This is a genomic window from Actinosynnema pretiosum (assembly GCF_024171695.1).
Classification (GTDB): Bacteria; Actinomycetota; Actinomycetes; order Mycobacteriales; family Pseudonocardiaceae; genus Actinosynnema; species Actinosynnema pretiosum.
The window spans coordinates 181,833-199,620 of the sequence record NZ_JAMTCF010000008.1; the positions used below are offsets into that span (position 1 = coordinate 181,833).

Here is a 17,788-nt window from a genome sequence, read left to right on the forward strand (position 1 = left end):
TCAGAGGCGCACCACGACCCGCGTCAGCGTCCCGTCGTACGCCCGCGACCCCGACTGCACCGGCAGCTCACCCGCGGGCCTCGGCGGCAGCAGCGCGGCGACCTCGGCGGGCAGCCCCACCCGGTGGTCGGTGACCGCCAGCTCCGCCCCGACCGGGCACTCCAGCTCGAACCCGTCGCCCTGCCCGTAGAACTCCACCACCCCGGCGGGCAGGTCCCGCCCGCCCGACCGGCACCCGGCGGGCGCCACGACCTGCGTGCGCCACACCCCGTCACCCGGCCGCACGCTCACCCGAGCGATCGAGTCCCCGGTCGCCACCTCCACCTCCGGCGGGGCCAGCAGCCCGCCGGGCGCGGGCGCGCGCAGCAGCGGGCCGGTCAGCATCGGGAAGTCCTCCTTCAGCAGCACCCCGCGCTCCGGCCGCTCGCCCAGCGCGTTCCACGTCCACGCGCTGACCTCCGGGTCGCCGGACAGCCACGACCCGCTGCCCCGGTCGTCCAGGTGGAGCAGCGCCGTGCGCAACGTCGGCTCCGCCCGCTGCACGCCCACCACGACCAGCCCGACCGCGACCACCGCCGCCCCCAGCCCGGTCCAGCCCCGCGCGGGCAGCCGGACCAGCAGCGGGACCAGCAGCACCCCGGCGACCCCGGCCAACCCGATCCCGGCGACCAGCAGCGGCGTGCCCAGCGCCACCAGCAGCGTCCCCACCACCGGTGGGAACAGCGCGGCGGCCACCAGCGGGGCCAGCGCCTCCAGCAGGTCGGAACCGCCCTCCACGGAACCGCCCTCCACGGGACCGTCCCGCAGCGCCGCCCACCACAGCGCGGGCAGCCCGGCCAGCAGCGGCCACTGCACCAACCAGGTCGCCCCCGGCACCAGCACCGCCGCCGCCACCAGCGGCAGCGCGCCCAGCAGCAGACCGCCCGCCACCAGCTCGCCCGGCCGCCGCCCGCGCAGCAACCGCGCCGCCACCAGCAGCGCCGCCAGCCCCAGCACGCAGAACCCGGCGGTGAACCAGCCCGGCTCGGCCGGGTTGTCCAGCGCCGCGAACTCCACCCTCGGCTGCGCCTTGGCCACCACCCGCCAGCCCAGCAGCGCGGCCACCGCCGCCGCCACCACCGCGCCCAGCAGCACCGCGAACACCCGCAGCACCCCGGTCGCGGAGAGCCCGCCGCGCCGCGCCCCCACCACGACCCCGGCGACCAGGCCCAGCACCGTCACCGCCGCCAGCCCCACCGCGAACCACACCGGGTAGCTCACCTGCACCCGCGAGAACAGGTCGAAGTAGACCGCGTCCCCACCCGCGAACCCCGAGGCCACCAGCCCCGGATCGGCGTTCCCCAGCGCCCGCACCAGCCCCAGCACGGTCTCCCCGTGGTGCTGCAGGCTGCCCTCGTCCAACCCGTCCGGGGTGTCCTCGATCGAGTGGTAGTCCTCGACGTGCTCGATGAACGCGCTGTTCAGCCCGTTCGCGCCCACGTCGGTGAACACGGTGAAGTCGCTGTAGTTCGGCATCAGCCGGTACACCTCCTTCGCGAGCGAGTTCCCGATCGGCCTGCTGCTCGCCCCCGCGAACGCCGCAACCAGCGGGCCGTTGCCCGCGCCGGTCTCGAACATCCACACCGGACCGCCGCTGCCGCGCGCCTCGAAGTTCAGCACCGCCGAGAACCCGGCCACGCCGTGCCGGTCCACGAACGCCCGCGCGCCCACCGACCCGGTCTCCTCGCCGTCGGTGAACAGGAACACCACGTCGTCGCGCACCCCGCCGGACGCCCCCAGCGCCCGGATCGCCTCCAGCATCGCCGCGACCGCCGCGCCGTCGTCGGCCGCGCCGGGACCGGTCGGCACCGAGTCGTGGTGCGCCACCACCAGCAGCGCCCGCCCGCCGGGCGCGGTCCCCGGCACCCGCGCCACCACGTTGTGCACGACCGCGTCCCTGGTCACGCCCCGCTCGGGCAGCTCGACCAGCACCCGGTCGGTCTCCTCCACGACCTCGGCGCCGTGCCCGCGCGCGATCCCGGCGATCACCGAGCGCACCCGCGCGTTCTCCGCGCTGCCGATCGGGTGAGGGCGCTGGGCGATCTCCCGCAGGTGCGCCACCGCCCGCCCGGACGAGAAGTCCCCGGCGGGCGCGTCCGCCGCCACCGGCTCCGGCGGGCGGAACGCCAGCACCGACAGGACGCCCACCGCGGCGACCACCAGCAGCAGGGACAGGACGCGGAGCAGCCGCACGCCGACCATCCGGCGACCCTAGTGCCGCCCGCGCCCCCGACCGGGCGGCCCGGCGTTCACAGCTGCGGAGAACCCTGCACACCCCGCAACCACCCTCCCTTAAGGGTGGTCACTCGTCCGTGGGGACGCGCAGCCAGGCAGGCGCGCTGAAGCCCTTCTCCGGGACCTCCACCAGCGCCCGGTGGAACCCCGACAGCCCCGCTCCCGGCGCGGTCGCCTCCCGGTGCAGCCCGTCGGACAGGGCGAGCGCGTGGTCGACCCTGGGCGCGTCGCGCAGCGCCTCGCGCAGGACCCGCGAGTCCACCAGCCGGTTCACCGCGATCGTGGCGTCGCCGACCCACCCGTTCACGCCCGGCTCGACCACGCCCCGGTCCAGCGCGACCCGCAGCCGCAGCCGGGAGTGCGCGTCCAACCCGAGGTTCACCCTCCGCAGCGCCAGCGCGAAGCCCTCCACCAGCCGGGGGACCGCCGTCAGGGGGTCCAACCCGGAGGGCAGCACGGCGAACTGCCCGTCCCCGGCCTTCTGCCTGGCCACCGCCGACTCCTCCACGCCCGCGTGCGCGAGCACCACCCGCAGCACCTCCACGAACCGCTGCTGCGCCACCTTGGCCTCGGCGGGCGTGAACCGGCTGTACCGCTCCACGTCCGCGACCAGGCACAACCGCTCGGCCCGGCCGGAGGCGACCCGCGCGGACGGCGCGACGGGCGAGGCCGCCGGGTCGGCGGGCAGCACCAGCGGGAACACCCACGGCACGTCGGCGGTGGCGTGCCCGAGCGGCCCGCGCCCGAGCCCGCCCAGCCGGGGCCGCAGGTAGGAGGCGTCGAGCCGCAGCGCGAGCCGCACCTCGCGCTCCTCGCGCGTGGACGGCACCACGAGCCGCAACCGCAGCGGCCCACCCGGCAGGCCGGGCCCGGCGAAGTCGCCCGCGTACCAGGTGAACCGGCTGCCGCCGATCCCGGACACCCGGACCCCGGCGGGCCCGTCCAACCCCACCGCCGCCGTGTCGGGCGACAGCTCGCCGCGCACGAACGCCACCGCGTACCGCCACCCGCGCGGCAGCGCGCCGAGCTCGAACACCAGCTCGACCGCCACCGTGCCGTCCGGGCCGAGCCGGGCGGTCGGCACGCAGTCCACGGGCGCCACCCCGAGCCGTCGCGCCCCGACCAGCACGCGCCGCCGGGCGTGCGGCCGGGTCACCGGGCACACCCCGCGCGCGCCGCAGGCCCTCCGCCCGGTGACCACCGGACGCGCGGCACCCGCCTGGCGGGTGCAGGGGCGGCGGGCGGTGGGGATGCGGGTGTCGGGGCGGCGGGTGCCGGGGATGCGGGTGTCGGGGCGGCGGGTGCCGGGGATGCGGGTGTCGGGGCGGCGGGTGCCAGGGAGGCGGGTGTCGGGGCGGCGGGTGCCAGGGAGGCGGGCGGCGGAGAGGCGGGGGGTGATGCGGCGGAGGGCTGACCGGCCGCTGTCCGACTGCCCGTCGCCGGACCACCGGTCATCTCGGGGCCGAGGGCCCGCGCCTCGGTCCGCGCCCGCCGGTCGGCCGGCGCGGGGACCGTGCTCACCCCGGTCGCGGTCAGAACCGGTGGTCCTTCCGGTGAGATCAAGCCGATTCGTCGGGCTTGCCGGGCCAAGAACGTCCGATCGGGCAGATCCAGAAGTGCCCTCGACGCCAGAACGGGACCCGGAACCGGCCTGGACGCCGAATCCGCCACCACCCCTGAGCCCGCCACCGCCCCTGAGTCCGCTGCCACCCCTGAGTCCGCCACCACCCCCGAGCCCGCCGCCCCTGAGTCCACTGCCGCCCCTGAATCCGCCACCGTCCTCGGGCTCCCCACCACGCCCGGACCCACGTCCAGGCAGCCGCCCGATCCCGACGCCGAGCCCGGCTCCGCCTCTCGGATCGTCACCTGTGCGCCTGAGTCGGGTCGGATTGCCGTCGAATCGCCCGGTTCTGCCTCCTGGATCGCCGCTCGTGCGCCTGAGCGGGGTCCGATCGTCGTCGAATCGCCCGATCCCGCCTCCTGGATCGCCGCTCGTGCGCCTGAGCGAGGTCCGATCGACACCGAATCGCCCGGTTCTGCCTCCCGGATTGCTACTCGTGCGCCTGAGTCGGGTCGGGTCGTCGCTGAATCGCCCGGTTCCGCCCCTCGGATCGCCACCTGTGCGCCTGAGCGAGTTCCGGTCGTCGCTGAATCGCCCGATCTCGCCTCCCGGATTGCGGCTCGTGCGCCTGAGCGGGGTCCGTTCGTCGCCGAACCGCCCGATACCGCCTCCCGGATCGCCGCTCGTGCGCCTGAGTCGGGTCCGATCGCCGTCGAACCGCCCGGTTCCAACCCCCGAATCGCCGTCCGCACGCCGGAACCCGCCCCCTCCGCCGCCCCCGCGTCCCACCCCACCGCCGCGTGCGCGGTCACCAGCGCCGCTCCCGCCCGGCCGCGCGCGACCTGCTCCTCGGTCGCCACCAGCACCTCCCGCGCGGTCGGGTCCGCCGCCAGTTCCAGCAGCCGGTCGCGGAGGCGGTGCGCTTGCGCGTCCACGCACACCAGCTCGTGGTGCTCCCGGTGCCGCAGTCGCCGGTGCGGGCTGTCCGGCACCGGTTCCGGGCCCAGGACCTGGGCGCCGAGCGGGGCGAAGCCCGCCGACGCCACGTCCTCCGCCAGGTCGGCCGCGCCCAGCGCGGTCAGGGTCGAGGACAGCGCCCGGCGCAGGCACTCGGCCGCGTCCTCCCGGTAGGCGCCGCTGTCGAACCACCGCCGCAGCTCCGCCAGCGAGCGCGCGGGCACCTCCCCGGCCAGCTCCGCCAGCGGCCCCGGCCCCCAGCCCGCCCACCGCTGTCCCCGGAAGCCCAGGTCGCGCAGCACGTCGGACGCGGGCGGGTGGCAGCGCAGCACGTCGCCGACCGGGCCGAACACCCCGCGCTCCGCCCGCTGCTCGAACAGCACCTGCGATCCGCCCGCCCTGATCCGCAGCACCGCCGAGAACGACACCCGCACCATCCGGGGCCCGCCCGCCGCCCAGCCCCCCGGCGCCCGCCCGCCGCCCCTGTTCGTCGTCCGCTGCGCAGGCATGCCCACCGCGACCAGCCCCCTCCCGCTCGTGCATCCGGAGAACACCCCCTGAAAACGTTTGCCAGGGTGCAGTGTGCACCGGGTGGGGGAATTTGTGGGACCTCGGCGCAGAACGTCCACTAAGTGGCCGGGAATTGTCCTTTAGGCGTGTTTACGGGTCGCCGCAGGTGGCTGGGGGTGTGCGCCGCCGTGCTGCTGCTTTCGGACGTTGTCGCAGGTGGTGGCGGTGGCCGTGGCGGTGGCCAGATCGTGGCCAATGCCTTGCCAGATCGCTGCCAGGTGTTCTGCATCGCCCTCTGATGCTTTACCGTCGAACGCGCCGGCCTTTCTGGTTGTCCACGAATTGGCCGCCTTGTGGGGGTTTGGGAAACGCGGCCGAGTGGTTTCATGGTGGGCATGGTGGCTGAATTCGCGGACGGGGCAGGGGCCCTGGTGGTGTGGCAGCGGCTGACCACGGAGGTGGTGCGGCGGGGAGAGGCGTTCGACCTGGTCGAGGACGTGGTGCTGCGGCCGGACGGTGAGCGCGAGGTGAAGGCGCACGTCGTGGTGCCGCCCTCGGTGGCGGTGCTTGCGCTGGACGAGCGGGACCGGGTGCTGCTCACCCGGCAGTGGGCCTACCCGCACCGCTGCACCCAGTGGCGGCTGCCCGGCGGCCCGGTCGCGCCTGCCGACGCGGACCCGGACGCCGCCGCGCGCCGGGAGCTGCTGGAGCGCACCGGGCTGGAGGCGGACGGGTGGGAGCGGGTCGGGGTGGTGCACGGAGCGGACAGCGTGACCGACCACGCCGAGCACCTCTACCTGGCCACCGGGCTGCGCGAGCGCGCCGAGGGCGGGGGAGCGGTGTGGCGACCGGCGTTCGACCGCGCGCTGGAGCTGGTGGACCGGGGCGCGATCCCGCACGCGGGCAGTGCGCACGCCCTGCTCGCCGTGGCACTGCGCCGCACCCGGCGGCGTGGGGGACTGGAGGTGGCGTGAGCGGGGTGGCCGCGCCTGTGGCCCGCAAGGCCCGTGCTTTCCGGCCGGAAGCGGCCGGGTCCCCGATCCGGTGGCGTGCCTCTTGAACCGGGCGGTGCGCTTCCGGGGGAGGCGGCGTGCTCCTCGGGGCGGGGTGCGTTCCTCAGGCCGGGATCGCAGCGAGTCCGGTTCCGGGGCGTTCGGGTGCCCGCCCCGGTGGAAAGAGGTTGAACCGGTGGGCCATCGGGGTGGAAAACCCCTCCGCCGGTCCCTGGTCGGGGATGGCGAGCGCTTGCGGGGGTAGTGATTCGGCCCGAGGAGCGGTGCGGGGCTCGGGTGCCGGGCCGGGGGAGCGGGGCGGTGCGGCGTGCCGGACCGCAGGCGGAGGGCTGTTGGGCTGGGAAAGGCCGGGATTGAGGGGTGGTTCCGGCGGTTTCCGGCTCACGAGGGGTGTCCTCCGCCCGCTTCCGCCCCTGACCGCCACCCGGTTCCCGCGCGTTCGACCCGCGTCGTCGAGGGTCGGTCGCGCGGTCAGCCGGTCAGGAGAGCCGCCGCAGGGAGAGCCGTCGTCAGGGGAGCTGCCACTGCAGGCCGTACCCCCGGTCCGGGCGCAGGCCGCTCGCCGCGTACTTCACCTCGCCGATCGAGTCGACCTCGATCAGGTCCGGCTCGGGCGCGGGGTCGTCGGCGTCCCGGTGGTAGGCGCCGTCCACCCGCCACACCCGCTCGGGCAGCCGCTCCTGGCCGAACCGGACGGTCAGCCGGAAGTCCGCGCACGGCCGCTCCGGCCAGAACACGTACCTCGGTTGCATCTCCTGCCCCCTCGGCAGGCTCACCTGGAGCGAGAAGTCGCACTCCTCGCCCAGGTCGAGCGGCTTGGGCAGTCGCAGGTGCAGCAGGTGCCGCCTGGCCGACGGCTGTTCCTGGGCGATCCGCTCGACGCCGTTCACCACCTGCACGTCGAGCGTCCCCGGCGGCCCGCCGGGCGTCGCGGGCGGCAGGCTGATCGACCAGGTGATGACCTCCAGCCCGTCCACCCCGGACACGACCGTGCGGTCCTCCGTGCACACCGGGGTGGGCCCGTCCAGCCGCAGCACCGCCCTGAACCGAGAGAACCACCACGGCTGCGCCTGCTCCCCCGGCGAGGCGACCGGCGCGGGCGCGGTGTGCTCGCCGACCTCGGCGAGCCTGGTCAGCGCCTGCTCGACCCGCCTGCGCGCGGTGCGCTCGCCGATCCGGTACTCCTCGGCGAGCCAGTTGATCCGCTCGCGCAGGAACGGCTCGCGCGCGTCCTCGTGCACGGCGAGCGCGACCAGCGCGGCCACCCGCATGTCCTCGGGCAGGTCCTGCGCGGCCAGCAGCGCCCAGGCCACCACCTTCTCCCGGACCGCCGCCGCCCCGTCGCCCGCCTCGACGCCGCACACCCCGCGCAGGGACGGGCCGACGTGCCGGTCGATCGCGGGGACGTGCACCCCCCTGCTCCGGCTGAGCTCCCGGAGTTCCTTCACCAGCGCGTCCGTCATCGGTCCCCTCTCGCGGTGGCGCCGCCGCCGCACCGGCCTCGCGGTGAACGGCGCTCGCCGCTGCTGCACTCGGTTGCACGTGCCGTCGTTGTCGAGGCCCCGACCACGATCGTTACCCACCGGGACCGGTCGGGCACGCCCCGGTGGGACCTCTCGGCGCGTCGCGAACCCCATTGTCCGAAGATTATTCGGATGATTTCGCGCGCCCGGTTCCGCCGGTCGAGTTGAATTGATCTTGAATCGCCGCAGCGGGGGCCGCTCGGAGTAGTGGCGCTGCGTGCCGATGGCGCTACGCAGGGGATTTAAAACTCCGTTAATTATCTCAAGTGGGTGAACTTCTGTTAGTCCGAACTAGTGGCGCAAGAGCGCGCGCGTTACTAACGGACAGCACACCCAGCACCGACGACGGGACCGGCACCTGTGAACCACGAAACGATGCAGCACTTCACCTCGGGCCCGTGGATCGTGATCATGTCCTACGTGGTGTCCGTGGTGGGCTCGCTCATCGGCCTGTCCTGCATGGCAAGGGCCCGGCACGAGCAGGCCGAGGGCGCCAAGGTCGTCTGGACCGTCCTCGCCGCGTTCTCCATCGGCGGCGTCGGCATCTGGCTCATGCACTTCGTGGCGATGCTGGAGTTCCACCCCGGCGCCACCAGCTACTTCTCCGCGCCGCTGACCGCGCTGTCCGCGCTGCTGGCCGTCACGGTCATGGGCGGCGCGCTGGCGATGATCACCCTGACCCCGTTCAGCCGGACCAAGCTGCTGGTCGCGGGCGCGGTCGCGGGCCTGGGCGTCGCCGGGATGCACTACCTCGGCATGGCCGCGGTGAGCTTCAAGGGCACGCTCAGCTACAACCCGCTGCTGGTCGTGCTCTCGGTGCTCATCGCGATCGCCGCCGCCACCGCCGCGCTGTGGTTCACCGTGGTCGTGCGCACCGCGTCGGCCTGCGTCGCCGCAGGCCTGGTGATGGGCCTCGCCGTGTCCGGGATGCACCACACGGGCATGGCGGCGGCCTCGGTCGAGCTGAACGCCACGCTGCCCGAGCCCACCGGCAGCGACGTGTTCTCCCTGGTCTTCCCGGCGTTCGTGGTCAGCGGCCTGATCGTCTCGGTGGTGCTGTGGCGGCTGTTCACCTCGGAGAACTTCACCTTCGGCGAGCGGGCCAGGGTGGTGCGCTGACCCCCGGCCCGCGCTCGGGGACCGGGCGGCCGGGGGCCGTCGTTAGAGTGACCGGGTGAGCGATCCGGGCGTGGACATCTACACCGACGGGGCCTGCCGCCCCAACCCCGGCCCCGGCGGGTGGGGCGTGCTGCTCCGGTACGGCGCGCACGAGCGCGAGCTGTGCGGCGGCGAGGCCGGGGTCACCACGAACAACCGCATGGAGCTGACCGCCCCGATCCGCGCGCTCGACGCCCTGACCAGGCCCTCGGTCGTCCGGCTGCACACCGACAGCACCTACGTCCGCAACGGCATCACCCAGTGGATCAAGGGCTGGAAGGCCAAGGGCTGGCTCACCAAGGGCAAGGAGCCGGTGAAGAACGCCGACCTCTGGCGCGCGCTGGACCTGGCCGCCGCGCGGCACCGGGTCGAGTGGCGGTGGGTCAAGGGCCACGCGGGCGACGAGGGCAACGAGCGCGCCGACCGGCTGGCCGAGCGCGGCCTGCTCGAAGCCGTGGAGGCCGCGAAGGCCGACCCGGTCGCCGCCGCCGAGCTGGCCGCCGAGGTCCAGCGGAGCCAGGCGAGCACCCAGGCGGACCTGGCTGTGGAACGGGCCTCGGTCCGGCTGTTCTGACCGGGGGACGGGGACGCGCTCCGGCGGACCCCGCGTGGACCGCAACCGGGTGCGCGCCCACCGCGCCGCGTCCCGGCGCACCGATGTCCCACCGGGACCGCGTTCCGGCGGAAACCGGGTCGACCGAGGCCCCACCAGGGCGGATCGCCCCCGTTCCGGGTGTCCGGGGGGCCGGTGAGCGGCCTGCCGCCAGCGGGGTGAAACGCAACCGCACAACCGGGTGATGGCGGCTCGGCGCGGTCGGTGGATCACTAGCGTCGGGGCATGACCGATCTGCACGACCTGGTCCGCAGCGCGCAGGCGGACGTGGGCGCGCGCGTCGTCGCCGAACTGCGCGCCAGGTTGCTGGACCAGCCCCACGAGTGGGTGGTCGACCAGCTGCTCGGCGAGATCGCCCCCCGGTTCGGCCTGGTCGCGGCCCCCGTGCACCGGGTGACGAGCCTGCCGCTGACCCGGTGCACCCTCGGCGACGCGATCGCGCAGCTGACCGCGTGGACCTCCGAGCGCCTGGACGCCGAGTGCTGCCTGCTCGCGCCACCCGCCCCCGGCGGCCCGCTGATCGGGCCCGCGCACCGCTCCCCGCTGGCCGAGGTGCTGCTCGCCGAGGCCAAGGACCTGCTGCACGCGCTGCTGCTGGGCGACGAGGCGGGCGGGGTGCGGCTGCGCCGGGTCCGCCGCTGCCTGCTCACCCTGGCGCTGCCCGCCGACAAGGCCGCCGTGTTCGGGTTCCTCGGCGCGGGCGCGTCCCGGTGCGAGCTCGGCGAGTTCGAGTTCGGCGAGGTGGAGGAGGGCCTGGTGGGCAGCGGGGTGGTCGCCGCGCTGCGGCTGATCAACCGGCTGGAGGTCAACGAGGTGGTGCTGTACGCGCGGGTGGAGGACGTGCCCGCCGATGGCGTGCCCTCGGACGGCGCGCCGGTGGGCGACGTGCCCTCGGACGGCGCGCCGGTGGGTGGCGCGACCGCGCGCGGACCCGGCGCCGAGGGATGACGACCGCAGCCCAGCGACCCTGAACAGCGCGGCGGGGGCGGTCCGGGGAAGATCCCCGTCCCGCCCCCGCCCCGAGCGCTCACCGGTCGGCCGACCGGGTCCTCATCCAGCGCTTCGCCGCCCGTGCCGGATCAGAACCCGATCCGGCACCCGGCCACCACGATCTCCTGACCCAGCGGCGTCACCACGCGGACCGCGTACTGGGTCAGCGACCCGTCCGACCCGATCACCGTCTGGTTCACGTAGATCTGCGCGACGCCCAGGATGTTGATCGTCGCCGTCGCGGACCCGACGATCTGCCCGTTGATCGAGGCCACCGTCGAGGACCCCGCCAGCCCGTCACCGGTCGACGTGCACTGCGAGGACACCGCGCCGATCGTGATCGCCCCGAGCAGCAGGCTGCCGCCCGCCACCGAGCTGAACGCCGTGGTCGTGCCGGTGGTGCCGTCCACGTTGCAGTTCGCGTTGACCGCGCCCACCGTCAGCAGGTTCACCACGTTGAGCGACAGCGTGCTGTTGTTGGTGTTCGGCGGGCACGCCGAGTACGGCGTCTTGGCCAGCGTGATCAGCCCGGCCGCGCTCAGGCCCCACGCCTCGGCCCGCGCGAACGCCGCCGTGGTCGTGCTGCCGGTGCCCACCCCGCCGTCGTCGTCGGTCGCCGTCACCCGCACGGTGTACTGCCCGACCGAGCCGTACGCGTGCGCCGCGGAGCAGGTGCTCCCCGACACGGTCCCGTTCACCACGGTCCCGTCGCCGAAGTCGATCCGGCAGGTGAACGTGTCGTTCGCGCCGGGGTCGGTGATCGTGCCGGTCACCGTCACGGCCGACCCGGCCTGCGCGGCGCCCGACGTGGACACCGACACCACCGGGACCGCGTTGGCCACCGTCACCGTGGTCGTCCCGGTCACCGGCGGGTTCACCCCGTCGTTCGCGGTCAGGGTCAACGTCCACACGCCGTTGTCGGTGCAGGTCACGGTGGTGCTGATCGCGTTCGGGTTGGCGAACGAGCAGCTGGCCCCGGTGCTCACGCCGGACAGCGGCGTCGCGGTCCAGCGCGTGGTCACCAGCCCGACCGGCGGGGTCACCAGCGCCCCTCCGACGGGCACGGCCGTGCCCTCGGCGGTGGTGTACGGACCACCCAGGGTGAGCCCCGGCGGCGCCTGCACGGTCACGTTCACGCAGTCGGTGACGCTGCCGTCACCCCCGCCGTCGTTGCCGCTCGCGGTCACGCACACCCGGTGCGCGCCCACGGTCAGCGGCGGCGTCGGCACCGACCAGCTCACCTGGGTCGGCCCGGTCTGCGGCAGGCCCGCGACGGACAGCGCGGTGATCGGGATCTGCGGCCCGCCGTCCACGCTGACCACGAGCCCGGTCAGCGTCGAGTTGATCACGCTGGGCACGACGCTCGGCAGCGCGGCCGGGTTCGGCACCTCGGTGCACGTGCCGCCGGTCGCGTCCGCGACGCGCTGCAGGCTGGACGCGTAGTTCACGCCGTCGCAGCTCGCGCCCGCGCCCACCGCGAAGGTGTAGATGTCCACGTCGGACCCCGCCGCCGCGACCGCCGCGCCCACGTTGGAGCCGGAGAAGCCGTCGGACAGGAACACCACGATCTTGCGCCGCTGGGTCTGCGCCGCCGTGACCGTGTTCGAGGCCAGCAGCGCGGGCACGTAGTCGGTGCCCGCCGAGAAGGTCCGCGCGGTGAACCGGTCGACGCCGCCCGCGCGGATCGACGCCAGCGCGTCCTCCACGTCCGGGGTCCCGTTGTTGTTCGCGTCGGTGGCCGCGCCGGTCAACCGCTGGTCGCCCGCCGCCGGGCCCACGTCGGCGATGGCGGCCTTCGTGCCGAACGCGACCGCGCCCACCGAGCCGACCACGGACCGCGACGCGGCGGCGACCTGGTTGAGCCCCCGCGCCGCGCCCACCTCGCAGTCGAGCACCGTCTGGGCGTTCGTGCAGGGGCTGCCGGTGCTGCTGGAGGCGTCCACCACGTAGGTGAGCGCCGTGTCCACCACCGGGACGCCGAGGCCGACCGACGCCGTTCCGGTGATCGTGGCGACCCCCTGCGGGAGCACGGCCCCCTGGGTCGGCCCGGTGATCGAGACCGAGATGCCGGTGCCGCCGGGCAGGTTCCCGGTCGTGGCCGCCAGTGCGGGCGATGCCCCACCCACCAGCAGTCCGGCCAGCGCCAGCGCTACCGCGCCGACCCCGCGTTGAGATACCACGTCGTCACTTCCCCTCGCAGTGGATGTCCGCGCAATGAGGAAAACGCAAACGAACTGATCGGACGCCGACTCTAAGAGGTGAGTAACCGCAGGTAACAGGACTGCGGCCCTGGTCTCACCCGGTCCAGCGACGCGGACCATCCACTTGGGAGGGTTGGGTTCAGCGCACTCATCGTCTCAGTGGACGAATGTCCCTTTAGGATCTTTCCGACTGAAAAATCCACCCGCACAGGTGGGGGACACCGGGAGATCCGCCCGAGAACGCGGAGCGCGCACGGGCGCCGCCCCCTCGGGGGGAGCGCCACCCGTGCGCGTCCGGAAGACCGCCGCTACTGCCGCGACCACCGCTGGTTCGGCCCGCTGTTGCACCGCCACAGCGCGATCGGCGACCCGTTGAGGTTGTTCTCCGGCAGGTGCCCGGCCGTCACGTCCAGGCACAGCCCGCTCGCGGCGTTCACCAGCTGCCCGGACGCCTGCCGCGTCCACCGCTGGTTCGCCCCGCCGTTGCACTCCCACGTCACGACCCGGGTGCCCTCGGCGGCGCCGTTCGCGAACGCCTCCAGGCAGTGCTCGCCCTGAACCCGCAGCTCACCCGCCGGGGTGTGCCGGAACTGCTGGTTCGGCCCGCCGTTGCAGTCCCACAGCGCGACCTGCACCCCGGTCCGGCCGTTCGGCAGGTCCAGGCAGCGCCCCGACGACCCGCCGACCAGGTTCGTCGCACCGGCTGGCGGCGGCGAGTCCGCCCTGATCCGCATCACCACCACGCCGTGCGCGGGCACCCGCGCGGTGATCACCCCGGTGAACCGCCTGGTCGCCCCGGTCCACAGGTCCGTCGCGGTGGATCCGCCGCCGGGCAGCCCGATGGCCTGCAACGAGGTCCCGACGACCGCCTCGGCGCCGCCCTCGTTGAACAGCACCACCGACCGGTCGCCGTTCGCCAGCGGCTTGCTCAGCACGTGCCGCGCCCCGGACGAGGACACCGGACGCGCCTGCACGCCCAGCGGGTCCTGGTTGACCGCGATCAACCCCCGGTTGAGGTAGATCGCCATCGTCTCCGGCGTGGCCACCCGCAGGTCGGCGCCGATCAGCAGCGGGGCCGCCATCTGCGCCCACAGCGTGAAGTGGCTGCGGTACTCGGTGGTGGTCATGCCGCCGTTGCCGACCTCCAGCATGTCCGGGTCGTTCCAGCCGCCGGGGCCCGCCGCGTCGTTCAGCGGGGCGTTGCGGTGGAAGATGTCCACCACGCTGCCCCACGTGTCGGTGATGTCCGGGGTGGTGCGCCACAGGTGCCCGACGTCGCGCGCCCACGTCCACGGCTGGTTCTCGCCCCACTCGCACACGCTGAACACGATCCGCCTGCCGGTGGCCAGCAGCGCGTCCCGCATGGTCGTGTAGCGCTGGCGGGCGTCGATGCCCTGGTTGAAGCAGTTGTCGTACTTCAGGTAGTCCACGCCCCAGGCCGCGAACGCCGCCGCGTCGCGCTGCTCGTGCCCGAGGCTGCCGGGGTAGCCCGCGCAGGTGTGCGTGCCAGCGTCGCCGTACAGGCCCAGGAGCAGGCCCCTGGAGTGCACGTAGTCGGCGACGTGCTTGATGCCCTTGGGGAACTTGACCGGGTCGGCCACCAGGTTGCCGCCCGCGTCGCGCTCGCGCAGGGACCAGCAGTCGTCGATGTTGACGTACTTGTAGCCCGCGTCCTTCAGGCCTGAGGACACGAAGACGTCCGCGGTGGCCATGATCAGCTCTTCGGTGACGTCGCAGCCGAAGGAGTTCCAGTTGTTGAACCCCATCGGCGGGACCCGCGACGCGCCGTCGTCCAGCATGGGGACGACCTGGTCGCGCGGGATGCTCGCGCCGTCGAAACCGGTGGTGGGCGGGGCGCTTAACGGCTGCTGCCCGGCGGTGGCGGTGTCGGTGGCGGGTGCGGCCGAGGCCGGGACCGCCGTTCCGGTGGCCAGCAGGGCCAGCACGGCCCCGGTGATCAGCTTGCGCGCTCGGTGCATGGTCTGGATGCCCCCCTCGTCAGTGGACTCCGTTGTGCGCCAACGTGGGAGGAAGATCGTCAGGGCTAGGGGCCGTCGGGCACAACGGGGTTCGCGGAAGTATCACCGAACAGCCGAACCCCCGAGCGGCCCCGCTGCTCCGGAACGCTGACGCGGCACGCCGCCGGGACGTGGCAGGGGTTGCGTCGAGCGGCCCCCGTGACGCGCGCGATCGGACTTCGCGTTCCCGCACCCGTGCGACGGGGGTGGGCCGGTCGCACGGACGGGTGGGCTTTCCCGGCGTCACCCGACACGGGCATCACACCCGGACGCCCGCGAGCGACTGAGCCAGCGGGGGAAGGGGGAACGCCGTGGCAACGCCCGCACGGCCCGGCGCGGACGGGCTCGCGCACCTGGCCGCCGCGCTGCGCGACCTGCGCAGGCGCTGCGCGCGCAGGCACGGCGGGCCGCAGCTGACGGTCCGCCAGATCGCCGCGCGCACCGGCTACGCGGTGGGCGCGGTGTCCGACTACCTGACCGGCGCGGCCCTGCCGCCGACGCAGCGGCTGGACGAGCTGGCCAGGCTGTTCGGGGCCACGCCCGCGGAGCAGGGCGCCCTGGCCACCGCCCGCGACCACGTCGAGGAGACCCGCCGCCGGGCGGTGGTGGAACGCCGGGTTCCGCGCGAACTGCCGCCGGAGGTGCCTGCTTTCGTCGGGCGGGTGGGGGAGATGGGGCAGCTCGACGCGGTGCTGGGCGGGGGAGGGGGTGGGGGCGGGGCGGGGGTTCCCGGCGACCGGGGTGGGGTGGGGGCGGCTGGCGCCGGGTGCGGGTCGGCGGCGGCCGGTGGCTTGGGTGGTTCGGTGGCGCGTGGTGGTTCGTGCGGTTCGGCGGTGCTTCCCGCCGCTGCGTGCGGGGCGGCGGTCTTCGGTGCTCCGGGTGACGCGGTGGCTTCCGCCGTCACGTGTGGTTCGGTGGCGGCTGGCGGTCCGGGCGGCTCGGCGGTCCTCGCCGCCGCGAGCGGCCCGGCGAGTCCCGGTGACCTGCGCCGTCCGGAAGGCCTCGGCGCCGAGTGCCGGGCGGGGGTCCCCGGTGTTCCGAGCGGCTCGACGACCCTCGCCGCGACGAGCGGTCCGGCGGCTCTCGCTGCCGTGCGCGGTCCGGTGGGGTCCGGTGCCGCGTGTGGCTCGCCGGTTCCCGGTGCCTCGCGCGGTCCGGTCCCCGGCGACCGGTGCGGCCCGGCCGCCCCCGGTGGCCCGCGCGGTCCGGTGGTTCCTGGCACCGCGTGCGGTTCGACGATCCTCGGTGGCCCAGGCGGTCCGGTGGTTCCCGGTGGCCCGAGCTGCCCTGCGGTCCCCGGCTCCCCGGCTGCCCTCGGCGTCGCGCGTGCCCCGGACGTCTCCGCTCCCGCGACCGCCCCGACTTCCCCGCCCGCCCCACCCACCCCCGGCATCGTCGTCGTCTCCGGGCCTGCGGGGGTCGGCAAGACCGCGCTGGTGGTCCGCTGGGCGCACCGCGTCGGCCACCACTTCCCCGACGGCACCCTCTACCTCGACCTGCGCGGCTACGACGTCGGGCGGCCCCTGTCCGCCCGCGCCGCGCTCGGGGCGCTGCTGCGCAGCCTCGGCGCGTCCGGGCCCGCCTCCTCCGCCGCGCTGCGCACCGAGCTCGCCGGGCGGCGGGCCCTGATCGTGCTCGACAACGCCCGCGACGCCGACCAGGTGCGCCCGCTGCTGCCCGGTGTTCCCGGCTGCCTGGTCGTGGTCACCAGCCGGGACAGCGCCGCCGGGCTGGTGGTCCGGCACGGCGCGCGCAGGCTCGACCTGGACGTGCTGCCCCTCGCCGAGTCCACCGCCCTGCTCGCCGCCCTCACCGGCCGCCGCCTCGACGCCGACCCGGCCGCCGCCCGCCGTCTCGCGGTGCGGTGCTGCGGACTGCCGCTGGCGCTGCGCCTGGCCGCCGAGCGGCTGCTCGCCACCGGCGGGGACCCGGCCGCGCTCGCCGACGCGCTGGCCGCCGCCCCGCTCGACCTGCTCGCCACCGCCGCCGACCGGCGCACCGACGTGCGCGAGGTGCTCTCCTGGTCGCTGCGCCACCTGCCGCCCGAGGCGGTGCGGGCCTTCCACGTCGTCGGCGCCCGCCTGGGCCGCCGGGTCGACCCGCGCGCGCTGGCCGAGGCCGCGGGCACCACGGCGCGGCGGGCCGCCGAGCTGCTCGACGCGCTCGCCCGCGCGCACCTGCTCCGGCGCGGCGGTGGGGACCGGTTCACCATGCACGGGCTGCTGCGCGCCTACGCGGTCGAGCTGGGCGAGCCCGGCCTCACGGCGTCACCAGCACCCCGGTGACCACGACCTCGTCCGACCAGTGGCCGGGTGACGCCGCCGCCACCAGCCGGATCTCCGACCCCACCCGGCCGACCGGGAAGTAGTGCGTCTCCCCGGCCGCCTTCACGTCCACCCCGCCGCCTGCGGGAACCCCGTCCACCAGCACGAACAGCGTGGCCTTGGTGGTGTCGCCGACCCGGTCGTGCGCCCGCACCCCCACCACCCCGATCCAGGTCGACGGCGTCTGCACGGTCAGCGCGCTGCCCGACCCGCCGCACCGGCTCCCGCCGAAGCACTCGTTGATCGAGGCGGTCCACGGCGTGCTCGGCGCGCCGGACGTGCTCCAGGGCAGCGCGGGCGCGTAGAACGAGCCCGCCGCCGCCGCGGGCGCGGCCAGCCCGACCACCGCCGCCGCCGAGCACGCCAGCGCCGCGCCGAGGAACCTCTTCATGGCAACCACCGATCCCCTCCGAGCGCCCCGGCCGCTCCGGGGACGCGCCCCGAACCCTGCGCCCGGCGCGGTCGGGAGCGGTCCCGGCGCGAACACCGGCGAACACCGCCGAACGCGCCCCGGCGACGACCCGGCGCCCGCACCCAGCAACAACTGCGCCGCGTGATCGTTTTTTCACCCCGCAGAATGCAAAACCACCGCAGAGTGTCACCTGAAACCGCATTCCTGCGGCCCTGAGCCGGCCGCAACCCACCC

11 protein-coding genes and 1 pseudogene are annotated in these 17,788 nt (G+C 75.1%); 5 read left to right on the forward strand and 7 right to left on the reverse strand.

Translation table 11 applies throughout. The features are described 5' to 3' along the window. From LV78_RS40820 to LV78_RS42025, 3 genes are all read right to left on the reverse strand, one after another. On the reverse strand, positions 1-2,241 hold the full coding sequence (locus tag LV78_RS40820) for a M20/M25/M40 family metallo-hydrolase (protein WP_301306763.1): 2,241 nt from the start codon (positions 2,239-2,241) through the stop codon (positions 1-3). A 100-nt stretch (positions 2,242-2,341) separates the two neighbouring features. Beyond that, positions 2,342-3,430, reverse strand: coding sequence for a hypothetical protein (locus tag LV78_RS18220; protein ID WP_253846457.1), 1,089 nt, complete (start codon positions 3,428-3,430; stop codon positions 2,342-2,344). Further along, positions 3,427-5,301, reverse strand: coding sequence for an SMODS-associated NUDIX domain-containing protein (locus tag LV78_RS42025; RefSeq protein WP_372494953.1), 1,875 nt, complete (start codon positions 5,299-5,301; stop codon positions 3,427-3,429). The genes LV78_RS18220 and LV78_RS42025 overlap by 4 nt, the downstream gene beginning before the upstream one ends. A gap of 396 nt (positions 5,302-5,697) precedes the next feature. Here LV78_RS42025 and LV78_RS18225 point away from each other — a divergent pair, with 396 nt between their 5' ends. After that, positions 5,698-6,276: an NUDIX domain-containing protein gene (locus tag LV78_RS18225; RefSeq protein ID WP_253846458.1), complete on the forward strand. Its 579-nt coding sequence runs from the start codon at positions 5,698-5,700 to the stop codon at positions 6,274-6,276. Positions 6,277-6,824: 548 nt separating this feature from the next. Here the strand turns inward: LV78_RS18225 and LV78_RS18230 are convergent. Next, positions 6,825-7,778 (reverse strand): hypothetical protein, encoded by a 954-nt coding sequence (locus LV78_RS18230; RefSeq protein ID WP_253846459.1) that lies wholly within the window; start codon positions 7,776-7,778, stop codon positions 6,825-6,827. A gap of 420 nt (positions 7,779-8,198) precedes the next feature. Between LV78_RS18230 and LV78_RS18235 the strand changes: the two genes are divergently transcribed. The 3 genes and pseudogenes from LV78_RS18235 (at position 8,199) to LV78_RS18245 (ending at position 10,557) form a co-directional block, all read left to right on the forward strand. Continuing rightward, entirely contained in the window at positions 8,199-8,957 is a 759-nt protein-coding gene (locus LV78_RS18235; RefSeq protein WP_253846460.1) for an MHYT domain-containing protein, read from the forward strand. A 70-nt stretch (positions 8,958-9,027) separates the two neighbouring features. Then, positions 9,028-9,459: pseudogene (gene rnhA, locus LV78_RS18240) on the forward strand (ribonuclease HI); the annotation flags it as partial. A 375-nt stretch (positions 9,460-9,834) separates the two neighbouring features. Beyond that, entirely contained in the window at positions 9,835-10,557 is a 723-nt protein-coding gene (locus LV78_RS18245) for a hypothetical protein (RefSeq protein ID WP_253846461.1), read from the forward strand. 131 nt (positions 10,558-10,688) lie between these two features. Here LV78_RS18245 and LV78_RS18250 read toward each other — a convergent pair whose 3' ends face one another. Both LV78_RS18250 and LV78_RS18255 read right to left on the reverse strand, forming a co-directional pair. After that, complete coding sequence (locus LV78_RS18250) at positions 10,689-12,779, reverse strand: choice-of-anchor P family protein (protein ID WP_253846462.1); 2,091 nt, start codon at positions 12,777-12,779, stop codon at positions 10,689-10,691. 329 nt (positions 12,780-13,108) lie between these two features. Further along, positions 13,109-14,779 carry a glycoside hydrolase family 27 protein gene (locus tag LV78_RS18255; RefSeq protein ID WP_253846463.1) on the reverse strand — a complete coding sequence of 557 codons (1,671 nt, stop codon included), beginning with the start codon at positions 14,777-14,779 and terminating at the stop codon, positions 13,109-13,111. Positions 14,780-15,129: 350 nt separating this feature from the next. Here LV78_RS18255 and LV78_RS18260 point away from each other — a divergent pair, with 350 nt between their 5' ends. After that, positions 15,130-17,103 carry an NB-ARC domain-containing protein gene (locus tag LV78_RS18260; protein WP_253846464.1) on the forward strand — a complete coding sequence of 658 codons (1,974 nt, stop codon included), beginning with the start codon at positions 15,130-15,132 and terminating at the stop codon, positions 17,101-17,103. On the opposite strand, the gene LV78_RS18265 is transcribed toward LV78_RS18260, so the two are convergent. Next, positions 17,078-17,533 carry a hypothetical protein gene (locus LV78_RS18265; RefSeq protein ID WP_253846465.1) on the reverse strand — a complete coding sequence of 152 codons (456 nt, stop codon included), beginning with the start codon at positions 17,531-17,533 and terminating at the stop codon, positions 17,078-17,080. The two genes, LV78_RS18260 and LV78_RS18265, sit on opposite strands and share 26 nt — an antisense overlap. Positions 17,534-17,788 lie beyond the last annotated feature (255 nt).

What these genes read in the sequence shown, in the direction of transcription:
- LV78_RS42025 (WP_372494953.1), bottom strand. Translation starts at nt 5,301, where the DNA reads ATGCCTGCGCAGCGGACGACGAACAGGGGCGGCGGGCGGGCGCCGGGG.
- LV78_RS18245 (WP_253846461.1), top strand. Translation starts at nt 9,835, where the DNA reads ATGACCGATCTGCACGACCTGGTCCGCAGCGCGCAGGCGGACGTGGGC.
- LV78_RS18225 (WP_253846458.1), top strand. Translation starts at nt 5,698, where the DNA reads ATGGTGGCTGAATTCGCGGACGGGGCAGGGGCCCTGGTGGTGTGGCAG.
- LV78_RS18255 (WP_253846463.1), bottom strand. Translation starts at nt 14,779, where the DNA reads ATGCACCGAGCGCGCAAGCTGATCACCGGGGCCGTGCTGGCCCTGCTG.
- LV78_RS40820 (WP_301306763.1), bottom strand. Translation starts at nt 2,241, where the DNA reads ATGGTCGGCGTGCGGCTGCTCCGCGTCCTGTCCCTGCTGCTGGTGGTC.
- LV78_RS18230 (WP_253846459.1), bottom strand. Translation starts at nt 7,778, where the DNA reads ATGACGGACGCGCTGGTGAAGGAACTCCGGGAGCTCAGCCGGAGCAGG.
- LV78_RS18265 (WP_253846465.1), bottom strand. Translation starts at nt 17,533, where the DNA reads ATGAAGAGGTTCCTCGGCGCGGCGCTGGCGTGCTCGGCGGCGGCGGTG.